The organism is Streptomyces sp. NPDC046122, assembly GCF_056429965.1.
The window spans coordinates 769,205-791,076 of the sequence record NZ_JBWKLQ010000003.1 but is presented as its reverse complement, the minus strand read 5'-3'; the positions used below and the strand labels follow the sequence as shown (position 1 = coordinate 791,076).

21 protein-coding genes are annotated in these 21,872 nt (G+C 69.2%); 11 read left to right on the top strand and 10 right to left on the bottom strand.

The window, feature by feature from the left end; all coding sequences use genetic code 11:
* The first annotated feature begins 251 nt into the window (after positions 1-251).
* On the top strand, positions 252-1,058 hold the full coding sequence (locus AC07FK_RS12965) for a nucleotidyltransferase domain-containing protein (protein WP_479104974.1): 807 nt from the start codon (positions 252-254) through the stop codon (positions 1,056-1,058).
* A 271-nt stretch (positions 1,059-1,329) separates the two neighbouring features.
* Here AC07FK_RS12965 and AC07FK_RS12960 read toward each other — a convergent pair whose 3' ends face one another.
* The 5 genes from AC07FK_RS12960 to AC07FK_RS12940 all read right to left on the bottom strand — a co-directional run bounded on the left by AC07FK_RS12960 (position 1,330) and on the right by AC07FK_RS12940 (position 6,563).
* The gene (locus tag AC07FK_RS12960) at positions 1,330-2,163 is read right to left on the bottom strand and encodes a hypothetical protein (protein ID WP_479104926.1); all 834 of its coding nucleotides are present in this window, start codon (positions 2,161-2,163) and stop codon (positions 1,330-1,332) included.
* 223 nt (positions 2,164-2,386) lie between these two features.
* Complete coding sequence (locus tag AC07FK_RS12955) at positions 2,387-2,644, bottom strand: hypothetical protein (protein ID WP_479104925.1); 258 nt, start codon at positions 2,642-2,644, stop codon at positions 2,387-2,389.
* Positions 2,645-3,066: 422 nt separating this feature from the next.
* The gene (locus tag AC07FK_RS12950) at positions 3,067-4,437 is read right to left on the bottom strand and encodes an outer membrane protein assembly factor BamB family protein (protein ID WP_479104924.1); all 1,371 of its coding nucleotides are present in this window, start codon (positions 4,435-4,437) and stop codon (positions 3,067-3,069) included.
* The gene (locus AC07FK_RS12945; protein ID WP_479104923.1) at positions 4,434-4,985 is read right to left on the bottom strand and encodes a SigE family RNA polymerase sigma factor; all 552 of its coding nucleotides are present in this window, start codon (positions 4,983-4,985) and stop codon (positions 4,434-4,436) included. Before AC07FK_RS12945 ends, AC07FK_RS12950 begins: the two co-directional genes overlap by 4 nt.
* 567 nt (positions 4,986-5,552) lie before the next feature.
* The gene (locus AC07FK_RS12940) at positions 5,553-6,563 is read right to left on the bottom strand and encodes a saccharopine dehydrogenase NADP-binding domain-containing protein (protein WP_479104922.1); all 1,011 of its coding nucleotides are present in this window, start codon (positions 6,561-6,563) and stop codon (positions 5,553-5,555) included.
* A gap of 66 nt (positions 6,564-6,629) precedes the next feature.
* Between AC07FK_RS12940 and AC07FK_RS12935 the strand changes: the two genes are divergently transcribed.
* On the top strand, positions 6,630-7,256 hold the full coding sequence (locus AC07FK_RS12935; RefSeq protein WP_479104921.1) for a TetR/AcrR family transcriptional regulator: 627 nt from the start codon (positions 6,630-6,632) through the stop codon (positions 7,254-7,256).
* Positions 7,257-7,433: 177 nt separating this feature from the next.
* Here AC07FK_RS12935 and AC07FK_RS12930 read toward each other — a convergent pair whose 3' ends face one another.
* A complete protein-coding gene (locus AC07FK_RS12930) occupies positions 7,434-8,594 on the bottom strand; it encodes an alpha/beta hydrolase family protein (RefSeq protein ID WP_479104920.1) in 1,161 nt (386 codons plus the stop codon).
* A 325-nt stretch (positions 8,595-8,919) separates the two neighbouring features.
* On the opposite strand from AC07FK_RS12930, the gene AC07FK_RS12925 reads away from it, so the two are divergent.
* Positions 8,920-9,423, top strand: coding sequence for a MarR family winged helix-turn-helix transcriptional regulator (locus AC07FK_RS12925; RefSeq protein ID WP_479104919.1), 504 nt, complete (start codon positions 8,920-8,922; stop codon positions 9,421-9,423).
* Between the two features lie 255 nt (positions 9,424-9,678).
* On the opposite strand, the gene AC07FK_RS12920 is transcribed toward AC07FK_RS12925, so the two are convergent.
* On the bottom strand, positions 9,679-10,056 hold the full coding sequence (locus AC07FK_RS12920; protein ID WP_479104918.1) for a hypothetical protein: 378 nt from the start codon (positions 10,054-10,056) through the stop codon (positions 9,679-9,681).
* Complete coding sequence (locus AC07FK_RS12915; protein ID WP_479104917.1) at positions 10,053-10,640, bottom strand: TetR/AcrR family transcriptional regulator; 588 nt, start codon at positions 10,638-10,640, stop codon at positions 10,053-10,055. The genes AC07FK_RS12920 and AC07FK_RS12915 overlap by 4 nt, the downstream gene beginning before the upstream one ends.
* A 144-nt stretch (positions 10,641-10,784) precedes the next feature.
* Here AC07FK_RS12915 and AC07FK_RS12910 point away from each other — a divergent pair, with 144 nt between their 5' ends.
* Positions 10,785-11,258, top strand: coding sequence for a hypothetical protein (locus AC07FK_RS12910; protein WP_479104916.1), 474 nt, complete (start codon positions 10,785-10,787; stop codon positions 11,256-11,258).
* A gap of 205 nt (positions 11,259-11,463) precedes the next feature.
* Here AC07FK_RS12910 and AC07FK_RS12905 read toward each other — a convergent pair whose 3' ends face one another.
* Positions 11,464-12,291, bottom strand: a complete 828-nt coding sequence (locus AC07FK_RS12905) for a GntR family transcriptional regulator (RefSeq protein WP_479104915.1) — start codon at positions 12,289-12,291, stop codon at positions 11,464-11,466.
* 194 nt (positions 12,292-12,485) lie between these two features.
* Here AC07FK_RS12905 and AC07FK_RS12900 point away from each other — a divergent pair, with 194 nt between their 5' ends.
* The 7 genes from AC07FK_RS12900 to AC07FK_RS12870 all read left to right on the top strand — a co-directional run bounded on the left by AC07FK_RS12900 (position 12,486) and on the right by AC07FK_RS12870 (position 20,790).
* Complete coding sequence (locus tag AC07FK_RS12900; protein ID WP_479104914.1) at positions 12,486-13,742, top strand: extracellular solute-binding protein; 1,257 nt, start codon at positions 12,486-12,488, stop codon at positions 13,740-13,742.
* A gap of 25 nt (positions 13,743-13,767) precedes the next feature.
* Positions 13,768-14,784, top strand: coding sequence for a carbohydrate ABC transporter permease (locus AC07FK_RS12895; protein WP_479104913.1), 1,017 nt, complete (start codon positions 13,768-13,770; stop codon positions 14,782-14,784).
* A 26-nt stretch (positions 14,785-14,810) separates the two neighbouring features.
* Positions 14,811-15,632: a carbohydrate ABC transporter permease gene (locus AC07FK_RS12890; RefSeq protein ID WP_479104973.1), complete on the top strand. Its 822-nt coding sequence runs from the start codon at positions 14,811-14,813 to the stop codon at positions 15,630-15,632.
* 8 nt (positions 15,633-15,640) lie between these two features.
* On the top strand, positions 15,641-17,155 hold the full coding sequence (locus AC07FK_RS12885; RefSeq protein WP_479104912.1) for a beta-N-acetylhexosaminidase: 1,515 nt from the start codon (positions 15,641-15,643) through the stop codon (positions 17,153-17,155).
* Positions 17,152-18,582, top strand: a complete 1,431-nt coding sequence (locus tag AC07FK_RS12880; RefSeq protein WP_479104911.1) for a cellulose binding domain-containing protein — start codon at positions 17,152-17,154, stop codon at positions 18,580-18,582. The genes AC07FK_RS12885 and AC07FK_RS12880 overlap by 4 nt, the downstream gene beginning before the upstream one ends.
* A gap of 275 nt (positions 18,583-18,857) precedes the next feature.
* Positions 18,858-20,033 carry a cytochrome P450 family protein gene (locus AC07FK_RS12875; RefSeq protein WP_479104910.1) on the top strand — a complete coding sequence of 392 codons (1,176 nt, stop codon included), beginning with the start codon at positions 18,858-18,860 and terminating at the stop codon, positions 20,031-20,033.
* A gap of 115 nt (positions 20,034-20,148) precedes the next feature.
* A complete protein-coding gene (locus tag AC07FK_RS12870; protein WP_479104909.1) occupies positions 20,149-20,790 on the top strand; it encodes a hypothetical protein in 642 nt (213 codons plus the stop codon).
* A 249-nt stretch (positions 20,791-21,039) separates the two neighbouring features.
* Here the strand turns inward: AC07FK_RS12870 and AC07FK_RS12865 are convergent, their stop codons facing one another.
* Positions 21,040-21,840 carry an SDR family oxidoreductase gene (locus AC07FK_RS12865; RefSeq protein ID WP_479104908.1) on the bottom strand — a complete coding sequence of 267 codons (801 nt, stop codon included), beginning with the start codon at positions 21,838-21,840 and terminating at the stop codon, positions 21,040-21,042.
* Positions 21,841-21,872 lie beyond the last annotated feature (32 nt).

Here is a 21,872-nt window from a genome sequence, read left to right as displayed (position 1 = left end):
GATCCGGCGGGGCGAGCACGACCGGTTCTGTGCGACTTCTCCAGAACACTTCGAAGACCCGCGGCACCGCCGAGAACAACGGCGTCTTCGGCTCCGCGGTCCGCATGGCCGACTTCAACCGCGACGGCAAGCGGATCTCGGTCTCCGCACCGCAAGAGAACTCCTACGACAACGAAGGCAGCGGAGCCATACGGCAGCTCCACGGCACCAGCAGCGGGCTCACCACCAGCGGCGCAAGGCACAGTGGCCCCATGAGTGAACGAGGGCTGGACCATGACGGGACGATCGCACGCGAAGGCGCACTGGACCGAGTGCCGTCAGCGTTCGTCCCCGTCGTCGATGCGGCCCGGGCACATATCGCCGCAACGTTCGGCAGAACGCGCCTGCACAGCGCCTACCTCTACGGCAGCGTCCCTCGCGGCACCGCCACTCCTGGAGTCTCCGACCTCGACCTCCAGCTCGCCCTCCACGACGAACCCACCGAAGCCGACCGCGCCGACGCCAAAGCGATCGAGGCCGTACTCGACCGCGCACACCCGCAGATCGACGGTGCCGGAATCCTGTTGACCAGCAAGAGGGTTCTGCTCAGCGATGTCGAACGTCACGACGGCGGATTCTTCATCGCCTGCCTCTGCACCCCGTTGCTGGGCCCTGACCTCGCAGAGGAACTGTCCCGTTACCGCCCCACAGCCCTACTCGCGCGGGAGACCAACGGTGACCTCGCCCGTGTGCTGCCACGCTGGCGTGCCAGGGCGGCCCAAGCCACAACGTACGCCGATCGCCAGGCCCTCAGCCGTTTCGTCGGCCGTCGCATCGTCCGCACAGGATTCACCCTGATCATGCCCCAATGGGGTGGCTGGACCAGCGACCTCGATCAGTCCGCCGAACTCTTCGGCCACTACTACCCCGAGCGTGTCAAGCAGATGCGTGACGCCGCGGCCGTTGGCCGTGCACCCTCAGCTGATCCGGCGGTGCTCAGCATGCTCATCAACGACCTCGGCCCTTGGCTCGCAGCCGAATACACAGCCGTCCACGGCGAGAAAGCCCCGCGCTCCTGACAGGGAGGGCCGGTGTGGCAGCGGATCGAACCGGCGACGGCCCCGGGCTCGGTTGCGTGGACCATGCCAGGGCGGTCGCCGTAGCGAGGGAGGCATCCGGGTCTTCCTGCGCGTCCGTATTCGCGGTGTCAGAGGCGGTAGGAGAGCGGATGCGGTCGGCCGCGTCGTACGCGTCCGTGCGAACAGCGGGGCCGGCGGTGACGATCGCGGCCCGGAGAGTGCGAGGCGTGCCTGGGTTCCCTGTGCTGGGACGCGACGGTGATACCCGCCGCTATGCGGGTTCGGACAGATTGAGTGTGCCGAGGAACGCCTGGACGGTCATCGCGATCATGCCGGCGAACAAGAACAACCCGCAGAAGGCGAGGAAAAGACCGAGACAGAGCTCCCCGCGCCGCACCAGCGGCGACCTCGGGAGGACCACGTTCCCCGGGTCGCGCGGGTCGTAGCTCACCTTGACGCCCACCCGGCCCGCCCAGGTGAACACGTTGCGGATCAGGCCCGCCGGGTCCGTGTACAGGTACATCCCGGGCTCGCTCGGGAACTCAGCGGCGAAGGTTGTGATGCCATGCCGCGTCAGGCGCCACTCGCGGTACCAACTGGACAGCGCTACGCCGCCCCCGACGAGGGACGCCGCCGCGATGCCGCCCATGGGCACGAAGAGGACCACTCCGACCGCCTCCCCGGCAACGGAGATGAGCGCACACAGGACCACGACCAGACCGAGGGCGGCGGCCGACCACAGCTTGACGAGCCGCACCTTCCTCTCCCGTCGGCTCCTCGGCCAGGTCCGCGCCTCGACGAGGGCGGACCCGTCGGCCGTCGTGTCCCGCCCGGCCGCCCCTGGCAGGGCTGCGTTCACGGCCGCGACGAACATGGCGGCCCCCGCCTCGCTCGCCCCGTCGATCCGGTGCGCCACCGGCTCCGTGCCGGCCGACGCCGTCAGGTCGATCACAACGGACCGCCCCTCGACACGAAGTCGCGCAACCGCCGCCAGCGGAATGCGCACCTCCTCGTGCGGGCGGTGCAGGAACAATGCATCGCCGTCGTACTGAAGGGAGGTCTTCTTGCGCCCCTGGACGACGGGTATGGACGGGGTGATCGACATGAGCGGGATCGTAGGGCCAAAGACCGTTCGCGTCACCCGTTCACGGCCGCGCCGAGCACCAGCGCCACTACGCCCGGCTTTCGTCGGCATCACGCAGCCCTCATCTGCCACCGCCGACTTGCACGTTGAGGCGCAGGTTGAATCGGTGATCGGGGTGACAACCTCGGACAGCGGCAGCCCATATCCGTGACGCTTGGAGATAGAACTGTCGCGCCCGCCAGGGCTACGCGCGGGCGTCGAGGCGGTGCTGCAGCGTGCCGTCCGGGCCAAAGACGTCCATCAGGTAGCCGCCTCCCAGCGACAGCCCTTCCTCGCGCTCCAGGTACCCCGTGATCGACCCCTTGAGGTTGTCGAAGATCTCAGCGTCTTCGTCGGGATTGCGCGTCCAAACGATCAGCAGGGGGACGCCCTCCGGACCGGAACTGCGCTGGATCCCGTACACGTCTTTCTCTCCGCCGGACTCACGGTAGCGCTCGGCCAACTGGACTGCCCCGTCCGGGGCGACGGTAGAAGTGGTCGTGGGACCAGGCGGCGCAGAGGAGCGAGCGCTGTCCGTGGTACACCCGGACAGGAGGGCGGCACATCCGACGCAGACCAGTACCGTCCAGCGGGCGATTGGATTCATCCCGCCATTATCACCGGTGCCTCAACGGCCGTTTGATTCCTCATGGGGTCCCGAAGCCGCCCGCCGGTCGAACGTCGGGCCACCAGTCCGTTCATAAACGGTCACCACCCCCAGCCCAAACAGGCATAGCGCACTGGCGCACCGACGACATTCCCCGGATGTGTGGAACGGATGAAGGCACGCCCCGAGCCTGCGCCCCGGTGCCGAAGCATCGTCCCGCGCCGACCACATTCCGCAGCCGGCGCGGGACACGAGCCCGCCCGCCCCCTCGTCCCTCGCTACGAACGCGCCTTGGGCAGCATGGGCTTGATCCGGAAGAGCTCGCCGCCGACCTGGCCGATGAGGCCGTGATCGTAGACCATCAGCTCCGGGGCGATCCCCGCCTCCACCTCACTCTTCGGCACCTGGACCTCGCCGCGCCAGCGCGTCGCGCCACTGTCCAGGTCGAGGCCCACCAGATGCCCGGACGGATCAAGGTAGTACGCCACCCGACTACCGAGATCCACCGCAGCGTCAGAGGGCAGTTCCCGCATCATGGGATCGCGCGAGTCCTTGCGGAGTTTCAGCCCGAGGTCGCGCGACCACAGCCGCTTGCCGTCGTCGGCCGAATACGCGACGGCGCTGCCGTTCCCGCCGGACGCCAGAATGATGCCGTCCGCGACCACGCCCATCGGCAGACTGTTGACGCGGTGCTGCGACACCTTGCCCGAGCTGACGTCGACGCGGATCAGGGTGGCGGGCCCGGGGTCACCCAAGAATTTCTGTCCGCCGGCCATGCCGCCCAGCAGCACCGCATCACCGTCCGTGCCGATGTAGGCCGTCGGGCCCTTGACGGTCGCGACCGTCCGCGGCGCGCCGGTCGCCGGGTCCAACCGGACGACGGTGCTGCGCTGCGGGGCCTTCTCGCTGTCCGGCGAGCACATCAGGTACGGGACGCCGCCGATCGCGGCCCGGTCGCAATCTGCCTGCTTCCACGAGTGCGTCCACAGCGTCCGGCCGGTCCTGTCGTCCAGCGCGGCCACGCTCTTGAAGGTCGGGGCGTTGGCGAGGATCCCTCCGTCGAACAGCACGGCAGAGGACCGTTGACGGCTGTCGTCCGCCAGCTCGTGCTTCCACAGCACCTTTCGGCTGCCGATGTCGAGGGCGACGAGGTCGGTGCCGGCCGCGGGCGCGCCCGGGGCGTGATCGGCGTAGGTATAGAGCACTCCGTCGCGGGCCCCGGGCAGCGATCCAGCCGGAGTCCTCCCGCTGTTGTCGTCCTTGGCCTTCTGTTGCCACGCAACCTTTCCGGTACGGGTGTCCAGGCCGATGGCGTCGTACTCCGCCCCTCGGCAGTAGACGGCACGAGGACCGGTGGTGCAGGCGTCCCAGGACTTGCCTGGCAGGGTGGTCTGCCACAGCAGGTTGCTCTGCTTGCTCACCCGCGAAGCGGGCTGTCGCGTCCCGTCGTCGCCACCCGCACCGGTGGCTAGCAGCGCACCGAAGGCGATACCCGTGAGGCCGAGAGCCGCGCCGGTGACGCGCATGCGGCTCCGCCGTCGGTGGCGGCGCACGATTCGGTCGGCGATGCCCCTGGGAGCGCTGGAGTTCTCGGGGGCCCATCCGTGCAGGACATCCCGGATCGCGCGGTCCAGCTGGTCGGCGTTCATGTGTGGGCCCCCTTCGGCACGTTGCTGTTCCGTACGGTGACTGCGGCTTGGGCCGGGGCGCCCAGCTCCGGCGCGACACTGCGCAACCGGGCCAGCGACCGATGGGTGGTGCTGCGCACCGTGCCCACAGAACATCCCAGGGCGCTCGCCACCTCCGTTTCGGACAGGTCTTCGAAATAACGCAGCACCAGCATCGTGCGCTGCCGCGGGGTCAGCCGGGCGAGCGCCTGACCCACCGTGATCCGCAGGTCGGCGGAGGCCGTGTCGTCAGCGACGCCGAGGTCCATCGGCAGCGTGGCGAACGTGGCCTCGCGGTGCGGGCGACGCAGCCGCCAGCGGCTGATCTGGTGCCGGTACATCACCTTGCGCACGTAACTCTCCGGGTCGTCGATGTGCCGCCAGCGGCCCAGCGCCTTCACCAGAGCGATCTGTACGAGATCCTCCGCCTCGTGCCGGTCGCCGCCGGTGAGCAAGTTCGCCAGGCGCAACAGGGCGCTCCACCGGACGTCGACGAAGTCCCGGAATCTTTCGTGATCCTGCGGGTCCATAGGCCCTCCCGTTCCTCAACACTCACAAGGACGCGCGGACCATACGCAACCTATGCCTGCCGATCCGAGTTGCTTCCACAGCACTTCGCTCGCAGGCTTCCCCCCGGCTTTAATCCCGCGGCGGCGACAAGCGACGGCAAGTCGGCAAAGCGGCCTGAGGCCTCGTGACACGGCGTGCAGACGGCGACGCTCGAAGCACGCCCTGAGGCAGCCACAACCCGACCAGCCGCCGTCGCGGCAATCGGCGGGGCCGCCCTTCCGGCGGCTGGACTATGTGGACCGACGGCCCCGAACAGCATGCGCCAACACAGCCCTCGAGTGCTTGACGGACGGTTTTCGCGGCAATGCTCCTGCGCTGAGCCCGACGGCGGCGGCTGCGCGGTGCGCGTCGTCAGTTTGCGGCACTCAAGGCGGACTGGAGCATCCCCCTGTCTCTCCGCCCAGAGCAACCCCACCATGAACCGCTGCCCACGCAGTCCTCCCCCGGCTCTCAGTCCGCCGTACCCGCGCACGCGGACCGGAAGCGCCGCCTCGCCCTGCGTGTGGGCACTGCCGCGCAGTGGCGAATCAGCGGGTTGTGGTGATGCCGTAGGAGGCCAGCTGTTCCGGCAGGGCGGTCAGCGCCGCCAGCTGTTCGAGGTGGTGCACGCCGGCCGGTAGGCCGTGTGTGAGGAGCGTGCGGACAACGTGGGCGGCCACCAGGCCCGTCGCGTGGCTCTGCCCCTTCCCCGTGAGCGTCAAGGTCGCGTGACGGTCGCCTCGGCGCGCGTCGGCCCGGACAGCGAAGCCGTCCGCACCGATGTGGACGCGGCTGAACGCGCCGGTGAGCAGCCTCTGCCGGCGTGCCCCGCCGGCGCCCCGCAGCAACCCGGCCCGGCGCAGTGCGAAGAGGGCCGCCGTCAGCGGACGGGAGTCCAGGCACAGCCGCGTGGTCACCTCTGGGACGCCGAGGGTACGCCGCAGGGTGTACTGATCGGAGAACGGGAACGCGTGGGCGGTCCGCACACCGAAGCCGGGCAGCGACAGCCGCCGCGCGGGGGCGGTGACGGGCTCGCTGACGCTGGCGACCGTCCACCGCACGGCGTCGGCGCCGTGCCGCTCTCCCGCGCCGAGCAGCACAGTCAGGTCGATCCGTTCGGCGCCGCCAACGGCGTCGTGGACACGTCGGGCGAGCAGGTTGGTCAGGCCGGGTGCGACGCCGACGCTGAGCACTGCCGCGGCCCCCGCCGTAGTCGCCGTCCCGTGCAGGGCCTCCACATCCTCAAGCATCCGGCGGGTCGCACCGACGTCCACGACGTGCAGGCCACGTTCGATACAAATCCGGGCGAGTCCCGCGTCCGGCGGCTCCACGCACAGCACCACGGCGCTCACATCACCCAGCTCGTCCAGCATCCGCCCAAAGCCGGCCGGGTCGCCGACGTCCACGCGCACTCCGCCGAGCCGACGAGCCTTCACCTCGTCGCGCCCCGCGGGGACGACGCGTCCGGGAAACCACTCAGCCAGCGTGCCGGTCACCACGGACCCCACGGCTCCGTAGCCGCCGACGACCAGGACCCGCCCCGCAGAACCCGACTTCACTGTAGTCATACTCCAGTGAAGTACACTGTAGTGCCACTACAGTCAAAGAGGAGGGGATGAATCCGCGTGACTGAGCCCATGACACGGGCGGAGAGGGCCCGGCAGACCCGACTGCGGATGATCGACGCGGCGGGGCGACTCTTCACGCAACGGGGCTGGGCAGGCACGACCATCGGCGAGATCGCCCGAACCGCCGAAGTCGGCGTCCAGACCGTGTACTTCACCTTCGGCAACAAGCGCGTCCTGCTCAAGGAAGTCCTGGACACCGCCGTCGCCGGTGACGCGGATCCCGTCGCCACCCTCGACCGCCCCTGGGCGCTCGAAGTCCTCGCCGAACCGGACCCGGTGACGCAGCTGCGCCTCCAGGCGGCCGGCGCCCGCCGCATCCTGGAGCGGGCCGCGCCGGTCCTGGAGGTCGTACGAGCGGCTGCCGCCTCCGAACCCGAGCTCGCCGACCTGTGGCAGGCCGGCCTCCGCCAGCGGCACACCGTGCAACTTCGCTTCGCTCACGCCCTGGAGGCCAAGTCCCCCGACGGCCTGCGGGAGGGCCACGACGCCGCGTCAGCCGCCGACATCGCCATGACGCTGCTCGGCCCCGAGACGTACACCTTGTTGGTGACCGAACGACACTGGACTGCGGAGCAATGGCAGCACTGGGCCGCGGAGTGCCTCGCCACCCAACTCCTGCCCTGAGACAAGCCGTGCGAATTCGGCCGCGGGTGCCCCTTGGCGACCTGCTTCCTGTTCTTGCCGCCATGCGCCTTCGGTCGTTGATGGGCTGACGGACTGGCCGGCGAAGGAACGCACGACGTGGCCGTCGCGGCCGCCGGCCAGGCAGGACCCGGGGCACCCGCGCAACGTGCCGGCCGATCAGCCCGTCTTGTGGATGACCACCTCCGGGTGCTCGGCGGACGGCCTGTCCAGCAGCTTGCGGTCCACGCCCTTCAGATGCAGGTCGAAGAACGCCGTCACGAACGCCCGCGTGATCTCCTGCGAGCGCTTGCCTGACAGGGGCTCCTCCGGTGACAGCAGGCCGAGTTGGTCCGCGAGAACCGGGGTGTCGGTGAAGGTGAAGTGTTCCGCGCCGGTGACGTTGATCCAGCGCTTCCAGCCGCCCAGGAGCGGCCAGTCGCGAACCCAGGAGCGGTCGTCGTCGCCGGTGCCGAGCATCATGAACGGGCGGCCGTCCAGGCCCTCCGCCGGTACCGGCTCCATGAACGAACCGTCCATGTTGGCTCCGGCGCGTACCCGGGCATCGCCCGCCATGGTCGTCGCGGCGGAGGCTCCGCCGATGGAGTGCCCGGCCATGCCGATCTTCGCGCGGTCGATCAGGCGGGCGTGCCGCCAAGCGGGGTGCTTGTCGGCAAGGAGCCGGTCGAGGAGGAAGGAGACGTCCTTGGCCCGGCCCTGGGGCACCACCCCGTACCCGCCCGGCTGGATCTTGTCGCAGGCGACGCAGTTCAGGAGACGCCCGCCGGGGAAGGCTGTGCCGACCGACTCGTAGGCGTGGTCGACAGCGGCGACGACGTACCCCTGGCTGGCCAGTTCCTCGGCGAGCAGGGTAAGCGTGGAGCGGTTCACGCTGAACCCGGGCGACAGCACCACGAGCGGGAACTTCCCGCGTACGGGCGCGGCGGCGGTACGAGCGTGGGTGCGGGTGCCGCTGAGCGTCTTGGCGGGCACCGCGTCGGTCAGTTCCCGGTCGTCGATGAAGGCCTGGGCCTCGCCCTTGGTCATGTAAGGGGCCGTCCGGCCGCCCCCAGGCCGTGCCGGGTAGTAGACCGACACCATCAGCTCACGCGCCCCGGTCTGCGGGACCCAGGGGTCGGGGCGGCTCTCGTCAACGAGGTGCAGGGTGTCCCGCCCGACCGCGAACGCGCCGGTAGGTGGCGGGAGTTCGAGACGTACGCGGGCGATCTCGGCGGACGGGGCCACCCGCGTGGCGGGAGCGGCGGAGGAGACGCCCGTGCCGAGTACGGCGAGGGACAGTCCGAGTAAAGCTGCGGCAGCACCGCGAGGCAGATGATTCATACCGGCGAGGCTAGGCAGCCCGGCCCGTCCCCGGCGTCACCCCACAGCCTGAGTGGGGTCCCCCGCCTGACGTACGACGATCTCCACCTGCCGACTGACCTGCCCCCTAGGACCTGTAGGGGAAAGTGCTGCCGGGACCCTGAGCTGTGTGCGAAGGCTGAGGGCGTCCGCAGGCACCAACGGAACGAGCATCGCCCGCCCATGGCTCTTCCATCAGATCTCCACGCAACACAGATCAAGATTGTCGCTTACCGAGATCCACTAGCGATGCACACCCCCTGGGGAGCTTGACCTCAATCGCGGTTGAGGTCCTACGGTCGACCCCATGACGACGACAACGACCACACCCACTCCCGTCAACCCCGCCAACCCCGCCGCCACCGACGCCGAACTCGCCTCACAGCCCATCGGCTACTGGAGCGGCGTCGTCCACAAGGCCGTTATCCAGCACATCCGCGACGCCATGGCCCGCGTGGACGTCACACAGCCCCAGTGGTGGACCCTCAACCGGGTTGACGTCGGCGACCACGTCACCCGGGATGTCGTCGTCACCGGGCTCGCCGACATCGCGGACACCCCGAACGACGCCTCCCGCGCCGTCGACCACCTGCTTCACCGGAGCTGGCTGCGAGTCGACGACAACGAGCGCCTGCACCTCACCGACGAGGGCCGCGCCGCCAAGGCCCGGATAAAGAAGCTCGTCACCGGCATCCGGGCGCAGATCCACGACGGCATCACCGACGACGAGTACGTCGCCGCACTGAAGGTGCTGCGCCGCATGGCCGACAACGTCGCCGCGCTCACGCCGGGTGACCAGGTCGCCACATAGACCGGCTCCATCTGATCCACATGGGTACAGGTCGGGTGCGGCACTCAACGGACAGGAAGGGTAGGCCCGTAGCGCTGCCTCAACACCGACCGCCCCTGGTACCCCCCCTGCCCCACCCGTGCTCGATCACTGACCGGCACAGACCAAGCCAGTGACCCGCCGAGTAGGCGATCCACGCAGGGGCTCCACGCGCGCAACGGCACCGCTAAGCCCGCCGAGAGATTGGCGCCGCTGGGAGGCCCGTCCATGAGCAGGTCACAGGGCTCCCACGGCGGCCAGTGTCCCCACCGGCAGGAGCAGCACCCATTGAGGCAGTCTCAGCCAGGGCCTGGACCAGTCGGCTGACAGTGATATCACCAGGAACGCCACTGCATACACCAGGAAGTGAGCGGCCAGCAGCCAGGCCACCAGGTCGCCGCCAGGCTGATGGTGCAGGGCCAGCCACACGAGGGCGATCGCGGCCAGGACCAGGTCGGCCGTGACCATGTGCCAGACGGCGTGCAGCACTCGGCGGGGCTCGTCCGGCAGGTTGCCGACCAGCAGCGGCCGGATCACGTCGCGGCCACCGGCAAGGACGTGGACCACCGCGACGCCGGCACTGGTGAGGCCGGCGGCGAGAAACCATCCGTTCATCGGACCTCGATCCCGCGGGTAATCAGGGTGGCAAGTCGCGTGGCGAGCTTCGGGGTGGCTGGTTCGGCCACCAGCCCCACGTGGAAGAAGACCGCTCCGGCAAGGGTGTCGAGCACCAGGTCGACCGGGACATCGGGGCCGGTCTCACCGCGTCGGGCGGCCCGCTCGAACACCACCACCAGCCCGGCCTTGGCCGGTGCCAGGAAGTCATCGCGGATACGACGTTGCAAGCCCGGACTGGCCGCGAAGTCTGCCAGCAGGCCGGGCAACGCCGCGGCGGCGGCCGGCGCGGTGAACTCCTGGAGCAGCGCTTCGACAAGGGCTGTGAGGTCGCCGCTCAGACTGCCGGTGTTCGGTATGGGAGCCGACTCGGCCTCGGTGAAGACCGCCTCGTACACCAACTCGGCTTTGCCGGACCACCGTCGGTAGACGGTGTCCTTGCCGGCACCGGCCCGAGCCGCCACCGCCCCGATCGAGGTTGCGGCGTAACCGACCTCGGTCAGCAGCTCGGTCGTGGCTGCCAGGATCGCCTGATGGGCGCGACTGTCTCTGGGACGCCCGCGAGGGGCGCTGGGAATCGTCACCCCATAACCATACGCGACGTCCCGTATGGAATAACCTGCGTCGCCGGTTCGGGTCCCGCATCAGCCCTTGCAGACGAGCGAGTCCGTTCTCGAGGTTGGGTTGATGCTGTCGCCGCCGAGCGGGAGGTTGCGTAGATTCGCCCGGTGGCCTACGACATCATGCTCGTGCGGGTGCAGCCGGGCCTGACGCTTCAGGAGGCGCTTGACCGCCTCAACGTCGGCTTTGATCCCGATGCCGACCTGCCGCTGCTCCGACGGACCGGCGCGCAGCCGGACGAGTGGGGCCGGATTCTGGGCCGTGTCTCACGGGACATCGGGTGCGTCGAGTCCGAGGAGTACCTGTACAGCCTCACCCTTGAGACGGTTGGTCCGCCGGGACGCGTGCAGCTCGACTACTGCGGGGACACAGCCCATATCGAGGTCGCCTACCGCCACTCGGGTCCGGCGGCGTTGGACGTGATGAAGGTGGCCTATCGCATCGCTCGCATCGTCGAGGACGAAAGCGGCCTGACCGGTCACGACTTCGAGGTGGGCCAGCCCACCCGGACCGGTGACCCTGTCAAAGCCGCTGTCCGGCTGAGCGGTGTCACCGACTGGGCACAACAGCACTTGAGCTAGAGAATCACAGGCGAGAGCAGAGGAAATGCCGGCGATGTGAAGACCGGCCAGACAGAGCTTGAAGGCCTCGCGGTTCAAAGCCTGGCGGCCTGCCACCCCGGCTGCCTCCTCGCCACCCGGTGGCCTCGCTGATCAGCCGCGACCGGCATCACCGCCCGCATGCCGCGCTTTCGCACGTGGTCGGGGATCGCGGCGCGGGATCCGGTCAGCGGGCGTCGCCTGTCGTCGACGACGTGATGATGTCCCCGTGCGCGAAGTCGCCCGGGGGGATGCCGGGGTGGTGGCTCTCGGGACGCGGATGCGGGGCAGTGGCGCCCAGGGCGAGCCGGGAGACGATGCGGTAGCGGTCGCCGCGGTAGACGGAGTGAACGTACTCGACGGGGTGGCCAGCGGTGTCGGTGGTCAGGCGCTCGATCAGCAGGGCGGGTGAGAGAACCGGAACGTCGAGCACGCCGGCTTCGGCTTCGTTGACGACGGTCGGCTCGATGGACTGCACCGCCTGGTCGACGTGGACCGAATGGTGCTCGCGCAGATGGTCGTACAGGTCTCCCGCCTCCAGTTCCTGCGGACTGAGGGAGGGGGCCAGATCTGCCGGGATGTGCAGGTGCTCTATGGCGATCGGCGTCCCGTCGACGAGCCGCAGCCGGGCGATGTAGACCACTTCGGCAGCCGGGGAGACGCGTAGTTTGCGGCCGATGCGTGCACCGGCGCGGATGGTGTCGAGTCGCAGCAGCCTGCTGGACCAGGTGCCCCCTGCCCGGGGCACGGCGAAGGCGGCGTCGTCGGAGACGAGTTCCTGGGTGATCTTGGCGGGTGCGACGAACATGCCGCGGCCGTGTTCACGTACGAGCTGCCCCGTGGCGACGAGTTCGTCGACGGCGGCACGCAGGGTGGGGCGGGAGACCCGCAGTTCGGCACTCAGCGTACGTTCCGAAGGGATGGCGTCGCCGGGTCGGCGTACCTCGATCAGGCCGAGGAGGAACTCCCGGACCCGCTCCCGCTTGAGTACGGCACCTGAGGAGCTGCTCTCCATGACTCTCCGACCTCTCCGACTCGCCACCTACAACTGGTTCGGTGGCAAAGGGAAGTTTAGGCGCTCCACGGTCCGCCGCCTACCGAAGAACCCTTATTTCCCGGGGGGTTGACGCCCACATTGGTCTATGCCACCTTCGAGCCACATCGTTGCCCAGTTGACCAACTGGTCAACTCTCTCTCGAGGTGAATCCAGTGAAGATCCGCTTCATCCCCACTGCCGCGGCGCTGACGGCCGCTTGTGCGCTCACCGCCTGCGGTACCTCGTCGTCCGGCTCCGAGCAGGCGGCCGGTCCCGGCACGCTCACCGTATGGATCATGAAGGACAGCGTCTCCGACGCCTACCTCCAGCGCTTCGAGAAGGACTTCGAGCGGCAGCACAAGGACACCGTCCTGGACATCCAGATACAGGAGTGGGACGGCATCGGCGAGAAGATCACCGCCGCGCTGGCGAGCAAGGACTCTCCCGACGTGATCGAGGTGGGGAACACCCAGGTCGCACAGTACGCACAGAGCGGCGGCGTCCTCGACCTGAGTGACAAGGTCGAGGAATTGCGGGGCGGTGACTGGCTTCCCGGCCTCGCCGAGCCCGGGAAGATCGACGGCAAGCAGTACGGCGTCCCCTGGTACGCGGCCAACCGCGTCGTGATCTACAACAAGGATCTCTTCGCGCAGGCCGGAGTCGCCTCCCCGCCCAAAACGCGTGACGAGTGGCTGCGGATCACCGGAAAGCTCAACCGGGGCAAGACGCAGGGCATCTACCTGCCCGGGCAGAACTGGTACACCCTCGCCGGCTTCATCTGGGAGGAGGGGGGAGAGCTCGCCGAGAAAAGCGGTGACCGGTGGAAGGGCGCGCTCGACAGCCCGGAAGCTCTCCGGGGCATGGACTTCTACCAGCGGCTGCAGGCGCTGGGCAAGGGCCCCAAGGACTCCGACGAAGCCAAGCCGCCGCAGGCGGACGTCTTCGCCAAGGGCGATGTCGCCCAGATCATCGCCGTTCCGGGGGGTGCCGAGATCGTGGAGCAGGCCAACCCGGCCCTCGCGGGAAAGCTCGGGTTCTTCCCGATCCCCGGCGACACGGCGGGCACACCGGGGGCGACCTTCACCGGCGGTTCGGATCTGATCATCCCCGCCGCCTCCGCCCACCAGGACGCGGCGTACCAAGTGGTCAAGTCGCTCGCCGGGGAGAAGTGGCAGAGGGATCTGGCCAAAACCATGAGCTACGTGCCCAACCGGACGGCACTGGCCGACGCACTGGAGGACAACGAGGGCACCGCCGCCATGGCCGCGGCGGCCGCGCGAGGACGTGCCACGCCCAATTCCCCGCAGTGGGCCGCTGTCGAGGCGACGAACCCGATCAAGGAGTACATGACCGCGGTGCTGACCGGAAGCGACCGGCAGAAGGCCGCGAAGGACGCCTCGGAGGCCATCAGCAAGACGCTCAACTCATGAGCGGGGCCCGGGCGGGGAAGAGAGCATGACGCGCCCCGCGGCCCGTACCGGCCCGGCGGCCGCCCCGGCCGCCCCGGCCGCCCCGGCCGCACGAGCAACGGCCTCCCTACCGGCCCCGGCACCGGCTTCCGCGTCGACCGGACGCCGCCGCGTCGTTCCCGGCGCCCTGTGGCCCTACCTGCTCATCACCCCCACTTTCGTCGGCATCGCCTTCCTCCTCGCCTACCCGCTCGCTCGCAGTGTGCTGATCTCCCTCCAGCACTACGGAATGGGCGAACTGATCCGGGGAGGCGCCGGTTTCGCCGGTCTTGAGAACTACCGCGAGATCCTGCGCGACGGCGAGTTCTGGCAGGTCGTCCGGCGCACGCTGTGGTGGACCGGGATCAACGTCGTACTCATCATGGCGATCGGCACAGGCATCGCGCTCATGCTCCAGCGGCTGCGCAAGCGGATGCGGACCCTGGTGCTGAGCGGACTGGTGCTCGCCTGGGCCAGTCCCGTCATCGCCACGACCACCGTCTTCCAGTGGCTCTTCTCCTCCCGTCTGGGAGTGGTCAACTGGCTGCTGGTGCGGCTGGGGTTCGACTCGTTCCAGGACTACTCCTGGCTGGCGCACGGGCCGGCGGCCTTCACCGTCCTGGTCCTGCTCGTCGTATGGCAGTCCGTGCCGTTCGTCGCCATTACCCTGCACTCCGCGCTGACCACCGTCCCCACCGAGCTCTTCGAATCCGCCCGCATCGACGGCGCCGGCAGCTGGCAGATCTTCCGCTCCATCACCCTGCCCGTCCTCAAACCCGTCTTCGGGCTGGTCCTGAGCCTCGAAGTCATCTGGGTCTTCCGGTGCTTCGCCCAGATCTGGGCGGTGACCCGGGGCGGGCCCGGCGGAGCGACCACCACCCTGCCGGTCTACTCCTACCAGGTGGCCCGGTCGCTCCACCGCTACGACCTCGGAGCCGCCGCGGCGACCCTCACCGTACTCATCCTGATCACCGTACTGATCGTCTACTTCCGTCAGATGTTCCGGCAGGAGGCCGAGCTGTGAGACCGCTGCCCGCATCGACGTCGGGCATGCTCCGGCGACTGCCCCTGAACGCGGGCGCGCTGGTCGTCCTCGTGCTCTGCGTCTTCCCCGTGTACTGGATGGTCCTCACGGCCTTCAAGCCCACCCCCGACATCCAGGCCGAGACACCCGTCTTCCTGCCCGCCTCGCTGACGCTGGAGCACTTCTCCGCGGCGATGAACGCCGACGGATTCTGGTCGTTCTGGCGCAACAGCCTCCTCGTCACAGCCGGCTGTGTGGTGCTGGCCCTGGCCGTCGCCCTCGGTTCGGCCTTCGCGGTGGCGCGACTGCGCTGGAAGGGCCGCCGCGGCTTCGTCCTGATGGTGTTCATCGCACAGGTCGCTCCCTGGGAGGCCCTGCTCATCCCCATGTACGTCATCGCACGCGACACCGACATGCTCGACCGGCTCGCCACCCTCACACTCGTGTACTTCATGATCACCCTGCCGTTCACCATCGTCACCCTGCGGAGCTTCCTCACCGCCATACCCAAGGAGCTGGAGGAGGCCGCCCAGGTCGACGGCTGCACCCGCGCCGCCGCGTTCCGCAGGGTCACCCTCCCGCTGCTCGCTCCCGGCCTGCTCGCCACCTCCCTCTTCGGCTTCATCACCGCCTGGAACGAGTTCGCCTTCGCCAACATGCTGATCATCAAGAACCAGGACGACCGCACCCTGCCGGTCTGGCTCTCCTCGTTCTCGAACGTCTTCGGAACCGACTGGGGCGCCACCATGGCCGCCTCCACGCTCTTCGCGCTGCCCGTCCTCGTCCTCTTCCTGGTGCTCCAGCGCCGGGTCGCCACCGGCCTGGCCGGCGGCGCGGTCAAGGGATAGGGGGCACCGTGTTCCCACCGTCCACGGACCCCGGGCTCGTACCGAGCCCCTCGAAACTCAGCCGGTCAACCGGCGCGTTCACCCTCGACGACACGACCGCGATCCGCGTCACCCCCGGGGCAGGGCCCGCCGCCGACCTGCTGCGTACTCTGCTGGCCCCGGCGACCGGTCTGCCGCTGCCCCTCGCCCCGGACGGCCGGATCGTCCTCATCCTCGACCCCGGCCTCGCCGGCCTCGGAGCGGAAGGCTACGGCCTGACCGTCAGCGGCGAAGCGGTACTGCTGCGCGCGGCGGGCGCCGCCGGGCTGCGCCACGGTGTCCAGACCCTTCGGCAGCTCCTGCCGGCCGCCTCCCTGGCGGCGGAGCCGGTACGCGGTGTGCGGTGGTCCGTCCCGGGCGTCGAGATCACGGACGTTCCCCGGTACGCCTGGCGCGGCGCGATGCTCGACGTGGCCCGCCACTTCCAGCCCGTCTCCTTCCTGCGGCGCTTCACCGACCTGCTGGCCCTGCACAAACTCAACGTCCTGCACCTGCACCTGACGGACGACCAGGGCTGGCGGATGCCCAGCGAGGCGTACCCCCGGCTCACGGAGGTCGCAGGGGTGCCGCACGGCGGCGCGTACAGCCGCGAGGAATTACGGGATCTGGTGGCGTACGCCGCCGAGCGCGGCGTCACCGTCGTACCGGAGATCGAGATGCCGGGCCATGCGCGTGCCGCCCTGGCCGCCTACCCGCGCCTCGGCAACTTCCCCGAGCGGCGGCTGGACGTATGGAAGAGCTGGGGCGTGTGCGACACCGTGCTCGGTGTCACCGACGAGGTCCTGGACTTCTGCCGCACCGTACTGGACGAGGTCATGGACCTGTTCCCTTCGCCCTACGTCCACGTGGGCGGCGACGAGTGCCCGACCGACGAGTGGCACCGCTCCCCCGCCGCCCTGCGGCGCGTGGCCGAGGAAGGACTGACCGGCCCCGAGGCGCTCCACGGCTGGTTCATGGAGCGCATCGGGAACTTCCTGACCGGGCGCGGGAGGCGGCCACTGGGGTGGACCGAGACCGGTCACGATCTGCCCGGTTCCTTCGCCGTCCTGGCCTGGCGCGACGAGGAGCACGGCCTGGCGGCGGCCTGCCGCGGTCAGCCCGTGATCATGGCGCCGCACCGCTCCACGTACCTCGACTACCCGCAGTCCACCCACCCCGACGAACCGCCCGGCCAGTCGGGCGACGCAGTCGACCTCCGGGCCGTGTACGCGACCGATCCCGCACCCGCCCACTGGGAGGCGGCGGCCGCCGCACGGGTGCTCGGCACCCAGGCCCAGCTGTGGACCGAGTACGTCCCCACCACCGCGCACGCCGAGTACCTCGTTTTCCCCCGGCTGTGCGCACTGGCCGACACCGCCTGGTCCGGCGGCCGCGACTGGCCCGGATTCCAGGCACGGCTGCACCACCACAGAACCCGGCTCGACGCTCTCGGAGTGCCGAGCCGCCCCTCCGCGATCCTTCATCCTGAAAGGACCACCAGGTGACCAGCATCAGCACGAGCAAGAGAGCCCGCACCACACGGATCCGCGCCGCCCTGGCCGCAGCCCTCGTGGCCGGCCTCGGCTGCGCCACCCTGACGGCGGCACCGGCTGTCGCCGCCGGCGAGTCACTGACGGTCCAGTACCGACAGAGCGCCTCCGGCAGCGACCAGGTCGAACCCTGGTTCAAGGCCGTCAACACCGGCAGCACCGCCGTCTCCCTCAGCCAGGTCAAGATCCGGTACTACTTCAAGGCCGACGCCGGCGCCTCGTACACCTTCGCCTGCTCCTGGGCCGTCAAGGGCTGCTCCAACATCACCGGCACTTTCGGCACCCTCACCCGGCCGACCGCCACCGCCGACCGCTACCTGGAGATCGGTTTCACCGGCGGCGCCGGCACTCTCGCACCCGGCGCGAACACCGGCGACATGCAGCTGCGCTTCCACCGCTCCAACTGGCAGCCGCTGAACCAGAACGACGACTACTCCTTCGGACCCGCCCAGACGGCGTACGGAAACTGGTCCAAGGTCACCGCCAGCGTCGGCGGTACGCCAGTGTGGGGCACGGCGCCCGAGGGCAACGACCCGGGGCCGGGTCCCGACCCGACCGATCCGCCGACCGGGGGCGCCACACTCTTCGACGACTTCAACTACACCTCGCACACCGATCCGGCGATCGGCGCCCACGGCTGGAGCGTACGCTCCAACGCGGGCGGGCCGGGGGTGCCCGGCGCGACGTGGGCGGCCCAGAACGTCACGTTCGCCAAGGAGGGGACCAACTCGATCATGAACCTCGAGACCTCGACCGCCGGCACACCGGAGTCCACGAAACACACCGAAGTCCTCACCAAGGCGACCAAGTTCAAGAACGGCACCTACGCGGCCCGCGTGCGGTTCTCCGACGCACCGAAGTCCGGCCCTGACGGCGACCGCGTCGTCCAGACGTTCTTCACCATCAACGATCTCAAGGCGCCGATGGCGGACGACTACGCGGAGTACGACTTCGAGTACCTGCCCAACGGCGGCTGGGGCGAGCCCGCCAACATCCTCTACACCACATCGTGGGAGACCTACCGGCCCGACCCGTGGGAGGCCGTGAACCAGCACTCGGAGTCCCGTACGAGCTACGCCGGCTGGCACGACCTCGTGGTCACCATCAACGACAGCAACATCACGTACTACGTCGACGGCCAGGAGTTCGGCCGTCATGACGCCCGCTACCTGCCGGAGCGGCCGATGTCCATCAACTTCAACCAGTGGCTGATCGACCTCGCGGGTCAGACCAGCACCACGCCGCGCGCCTACGACCAGAAAGTCGACTACGTGCTGCACGTCAAGGACCAGGTGCTGACTCCGGCCCAGGTCGCCACGAAGATCGCCGCCTACCGGGCCGCAGGCACGACCTTCGAGGACACGGTGCCCACCAGTCAGTGACCACCCGCGGCGGGCGGACGCCACCTGTGCGCCTGCCCGCCGACGCCGGGACGGCAGCCTGTGATCCCTGACCGAGCGGCCCGCCCGAGTCACAGGGCGACTGCCTGCCTCAGCGGAGTCACCTCACCCCCGGACCTCGAACCGGCTCGCTCAACGTGGAGGAGATCGCCTTCTGCGCACGCTCGGACCCCTGGCGTTCACAGGGGCCGAGCCCAGGCACTGACCCGGCTGCGCCAGCAGGCGGCTCGCCCCCTCCCGTATAAAGTCTCGGGATCATGACCGACCCGCTGCAGGACCCCCAGTTCTTCAAGGACCCGTACGCGACGTTCGCCCGTCTTCGCAGCGCAGCACCCGTGCACGAGGTTCCCACCGGCTCGCAGGGGCGCTCCAGCTACGTCGTCACCGGTTACGCCGCAGCACGGGAAGCGTTCGCCGACCCTCGGCTGTCAAAGGACACCGCGCGCTTTTTCGCCGGTCAGCCATCGCGTCGCAATCTCCACCCGGCGGTCGCTCAGAACATGCTGGCCACAGATCCTCCGCTGCACACACGGTTGCGCAGGGCCGCAGCGCCGGCCTTCACTTCCGGTCCCGTGGCACGTATGCGTCCGTACATCACCGAGGTGGTCGGCGCCCTTCTCGACACCTGGGCACCCGGCGAGCAGGTCGACATCGTGGCCGGCCTGGCCGTGCCGCTCCCCGTCACAGTGATCTGCCAGCTGCTGGGTGTTCCCGGAGACGACCGGACCATGGTGGCGCAATGGTCGAACGAACTCTTCGCGGCCGGCCAGTCCGAAGCGATCGATGCCGCTTCCCATGCCCTCGCCTGTTACATGGCCGACCTCGTCGAAGCGAAGCGAAGGGATCCGGACGACGGCCTCCTGCACAACCTTCTTGCACGGAGCGCTGCGGGGGAACTCACCGGCGACGAAGTAGTCTCGCTGGCTGTCCTGTTACTCGTAGCCGGCCACGAGACGACGACCAACTTCATCGGCAACGCGGTCCTGGCACTGGTGCAGCATCCTGACTCGCTCGCAAAACTGCGGGACGACCCCGGCCTCGTCCCCGCCGTCCTGGATGAACTTCTCCGCTTCGACCCGCCCATCGGCCTCGCCACCTTCCGCTACAGCACGGAAGCCCTGGTCATCGGAGGAACCGAGATCCCGGCGGGCGTCCCGGTCCTCATAGCGCCGGGAGCAGCCAACCGGGATCCAGCGCAGTTCCCTGTGCCCGACCAGCTCCATCTCACCCGGGACGCCAAGTCCCAGCTGGCCTTCGGGCACGGCATCCACCGGTGTCTGGGCGCCCCACTCGCCCGGGCGGAGGTCGAGATCGTGCTGACCGGACTTCTCACCCGATTCCCGGGAATCGAGCTCGCGGTCCCCAGTGAACATCTCGAGTGGCGTCACACTCGGCTGATGCGCGGTCTGAAGTCCCTTCCGGTGCTGCTGTAGCCGGATCTCGGTCGGAAGGCCTTTCTGCCAGGGGTGTGCCCTAACGTGCGGTGCCCCGCCCGACGGACGAGGATCAGAGGCCATACTCATCCTCCTCCCTTCCCCCGGACCGGCCATGACCTCCTCGCCCCGTCTCCCCTTCGACCTCTCCCTCGCCCTCGCCGGCGCAGACACCGACCCCTACTCGGCTCACTTCCACCTGTGGGTATACGAGGACGACCGACTCGCTCAGACCGCCGAGGGGCGGGTCAACTTTCGCAGCCCCGACCGGGGACGACTGGTGCTTCGCCCCGGCCCCCATGCGCGCGGACTTCTCCACCCCCATCAAGAGATCGTCGCAATCGGCGACTACCTGTACCGCCGTGACCTGTCCGAGGAAGGGGACGGCCCCTGGGAGAAGGAGAGGACCGAGCCCCAGGTACGCGACTACGCCTTCTACGCGGAACTGCTGCTGCGCCGAGGGCGAGCCGTGCAGCTCGCCGCAGACGGCCTCTGCGTACGCGTGAGTGGGACCCTCGACATTCCGGCCGTACGAGAGATCGATTCCGCCACGGTGGACATGCTGACATTCTTCGAGCTCGAGAATTTCGACTGCGCGATCACAGTGGACGCTAGCGGCCGCGTGTCCCGATTCGAGCAGACGCATCCGGCTGCCAGTCCCCTGCTGGCCGGCCGCAACATCGTGGAATTGAGTGCCTTCGGCCCGGCAGTGCCGGTCGTGGCGCCCATGCTTGGCGACGCCCCCGGCACCACCTGAGCACAAGGCGAACAGATATTCCGGGCCGATAACCGTCACAGGGACCCCACGTCGACAATCGCTGCGGCTTTCGTGCCGTTTGACTGCGTACCTGAGCCTGATCACCGCGATACAAGCACAAGCTGACCAGGCGGAGCCCCGGCCATCGAGCTGCTCGCCGACTGCGCGTGGCGAGCACAAAAGGCCGACTGCCGCCTCACGTCCAGTCATTGGAGTTCAGGTACTGCGCTGCGACGGGATTCGTCGGCGTCACTCGGGCGAGTGGCTGCCCAGCCAGGCGGACCACGTGACGCTGCCGCGGCGGCCGGTCGGGCAAGTGAGGTCGCGGGCCGCTTTTGCGGCCCGGGCGGGGAAGGGCAGCCGAACGACGCGGCGGTGGCGGCCGCGGGCCCCCTGCCATTGAGCGACGAGGTCGCCGAAGCTGAGGAGCTCGGGCCCCCCGAAGTCCTCGCACTGCCCGCCGTGGCCGCGGGCGACGCGCTCGGCCACGTAGGCGGCGAAGTCATGGGAATCCACCGGTTGGGTCTCGATGTCTGCGGGCATCGGCAGTACCGGCATCCGGGCGGCCTTGCCCAGCATGCGGTCGGTGAGCCAGTGAAACTGGGTGGCCCTCAGGACAGACCAGGGAACCTGCCCGCCGCGCACCATTTCCTCGGCGGCGTACTTGATCCGCAGATACGGCACGCGCGACCGGTCGGCCCCGACGAGGGACACGTAGGCGAAATGGCCGACTCCTGCCCTGGCGGCCTCGTCGAGCAGTCGGCGCGTGCCGTGGATGTCGACATCCCCCGGGCTGCGCCAGAAGTCGGTGGGCAGGACATAGCCACGTCGCGCGGCCGGCGACCAGGTCGCGGCGTGCACGACGGTACCGATCCCTGACATCGCCTCCGCGACGCCGGATCCGACGGCGAGGTCACCCCGTACCCGCTCCACGTCCGGATCCATGCCGCGGGAGCGGGCGAGCACCCGCACCCGGAAGGCGGGCTTCAGCAAGGCGACAAGGTCCCGGCCCAGATGACCGGTCCCGCCGGTAACCAGCACGGTGTCCATGAGCGGCCTCCGGTAAACGAGCGGGTCTGTGG

Coding starts and splice junctions, on each gene's coding strand:
- AC07FK_RS12965 (WP_479104974.1), top strand. CDS start 252: ATGAGTGAACGAGGGCTGGACCATGACGGGACGATCGCACGCGAAGGC.
- AC07FK_RS12960 (WP_479104926.1), bottom strand. CDS start 2,163: ATGTCGATCACCCCGTCCATACCCGTCGTCCAGGGGCGCAAGAAGACC.
- AC07FK_RS12950 (WP_479104924.1), bottom strand. CDS start 4,437: ATGAACGCCGACCAGCTGGACCGCGCGATCCGGGATGTCCTGCACGGA.
- AC07FK_RS12945 (WP_479104923.1), bottom strand. CDS start 4,985: ATGGACCCGCAGGATCACGAAAGATTCCGGGACTTCGTCGACGTCCGG.
- AC07FK_RS12930 (WP_479104920.1), bottom strand. CDS start 8,594: ATGAATCATCTGCCTCGCGGTGCTGCCGCAGCTTTACTCGGACTGTCC.
- AC07FK_RS12925 (WP_479104919.1), top strand. CDS start 8,920: ATGACGACGACAACGACCACACCCACTCCCGTCAACCCCGCCAACCCC.
- AC07FK_RS12920 (WP_479104918.1), bottom strand. CDS start 10,056: ATGAACGGATGGTTTCTCGCCGCCGGCCTCACCAGTGCCGGCGTCGCG.
- AC07FK_RS12905 (WP_479104915.1), bottom strand. CDS start 12,291: ATGGAGAGCAGCTCCTCAGGTGCCGTACTCAAGCGGGAGCGGGTCCGG.
- AC07FK_RS12895 (WP_479104913.1), top strand. CDS start 13,768: ATGACGCGCCCCGCGGCCCGTACCGGCCCGGCGGCCGCCCCGGCCGCC.
- AC07FK_RS12890 (WP_479104973.1), top strand. CDS start 14,811: ATGCTCCGGCGACTGCCCCTGAACGCGGGCGCGCTGGTCGTCCTCGTG.
- AC07FK_RS12875 (WP_479104910.1), top strand. CDS start 18,858: ATGACCGACCCGCTGCAGGACCCCCAGTTCTTCAAGGACCCGTACGCG.
- AC07FK_RS12870 (WP_479104909.1), top strand. CDS start 20,149: ATGACCTCCTCGCCCCGTCTCCCCTTCGACCTCTCCCTCGCCCTCGCC.
- AC07FK_RS12865 (WP_479104908.1), bottom strand. CDS start 21,840: ATGGACACCGTGCTGGTTACCGGCGGGACCGGTCATCTGGGCCGGGAC.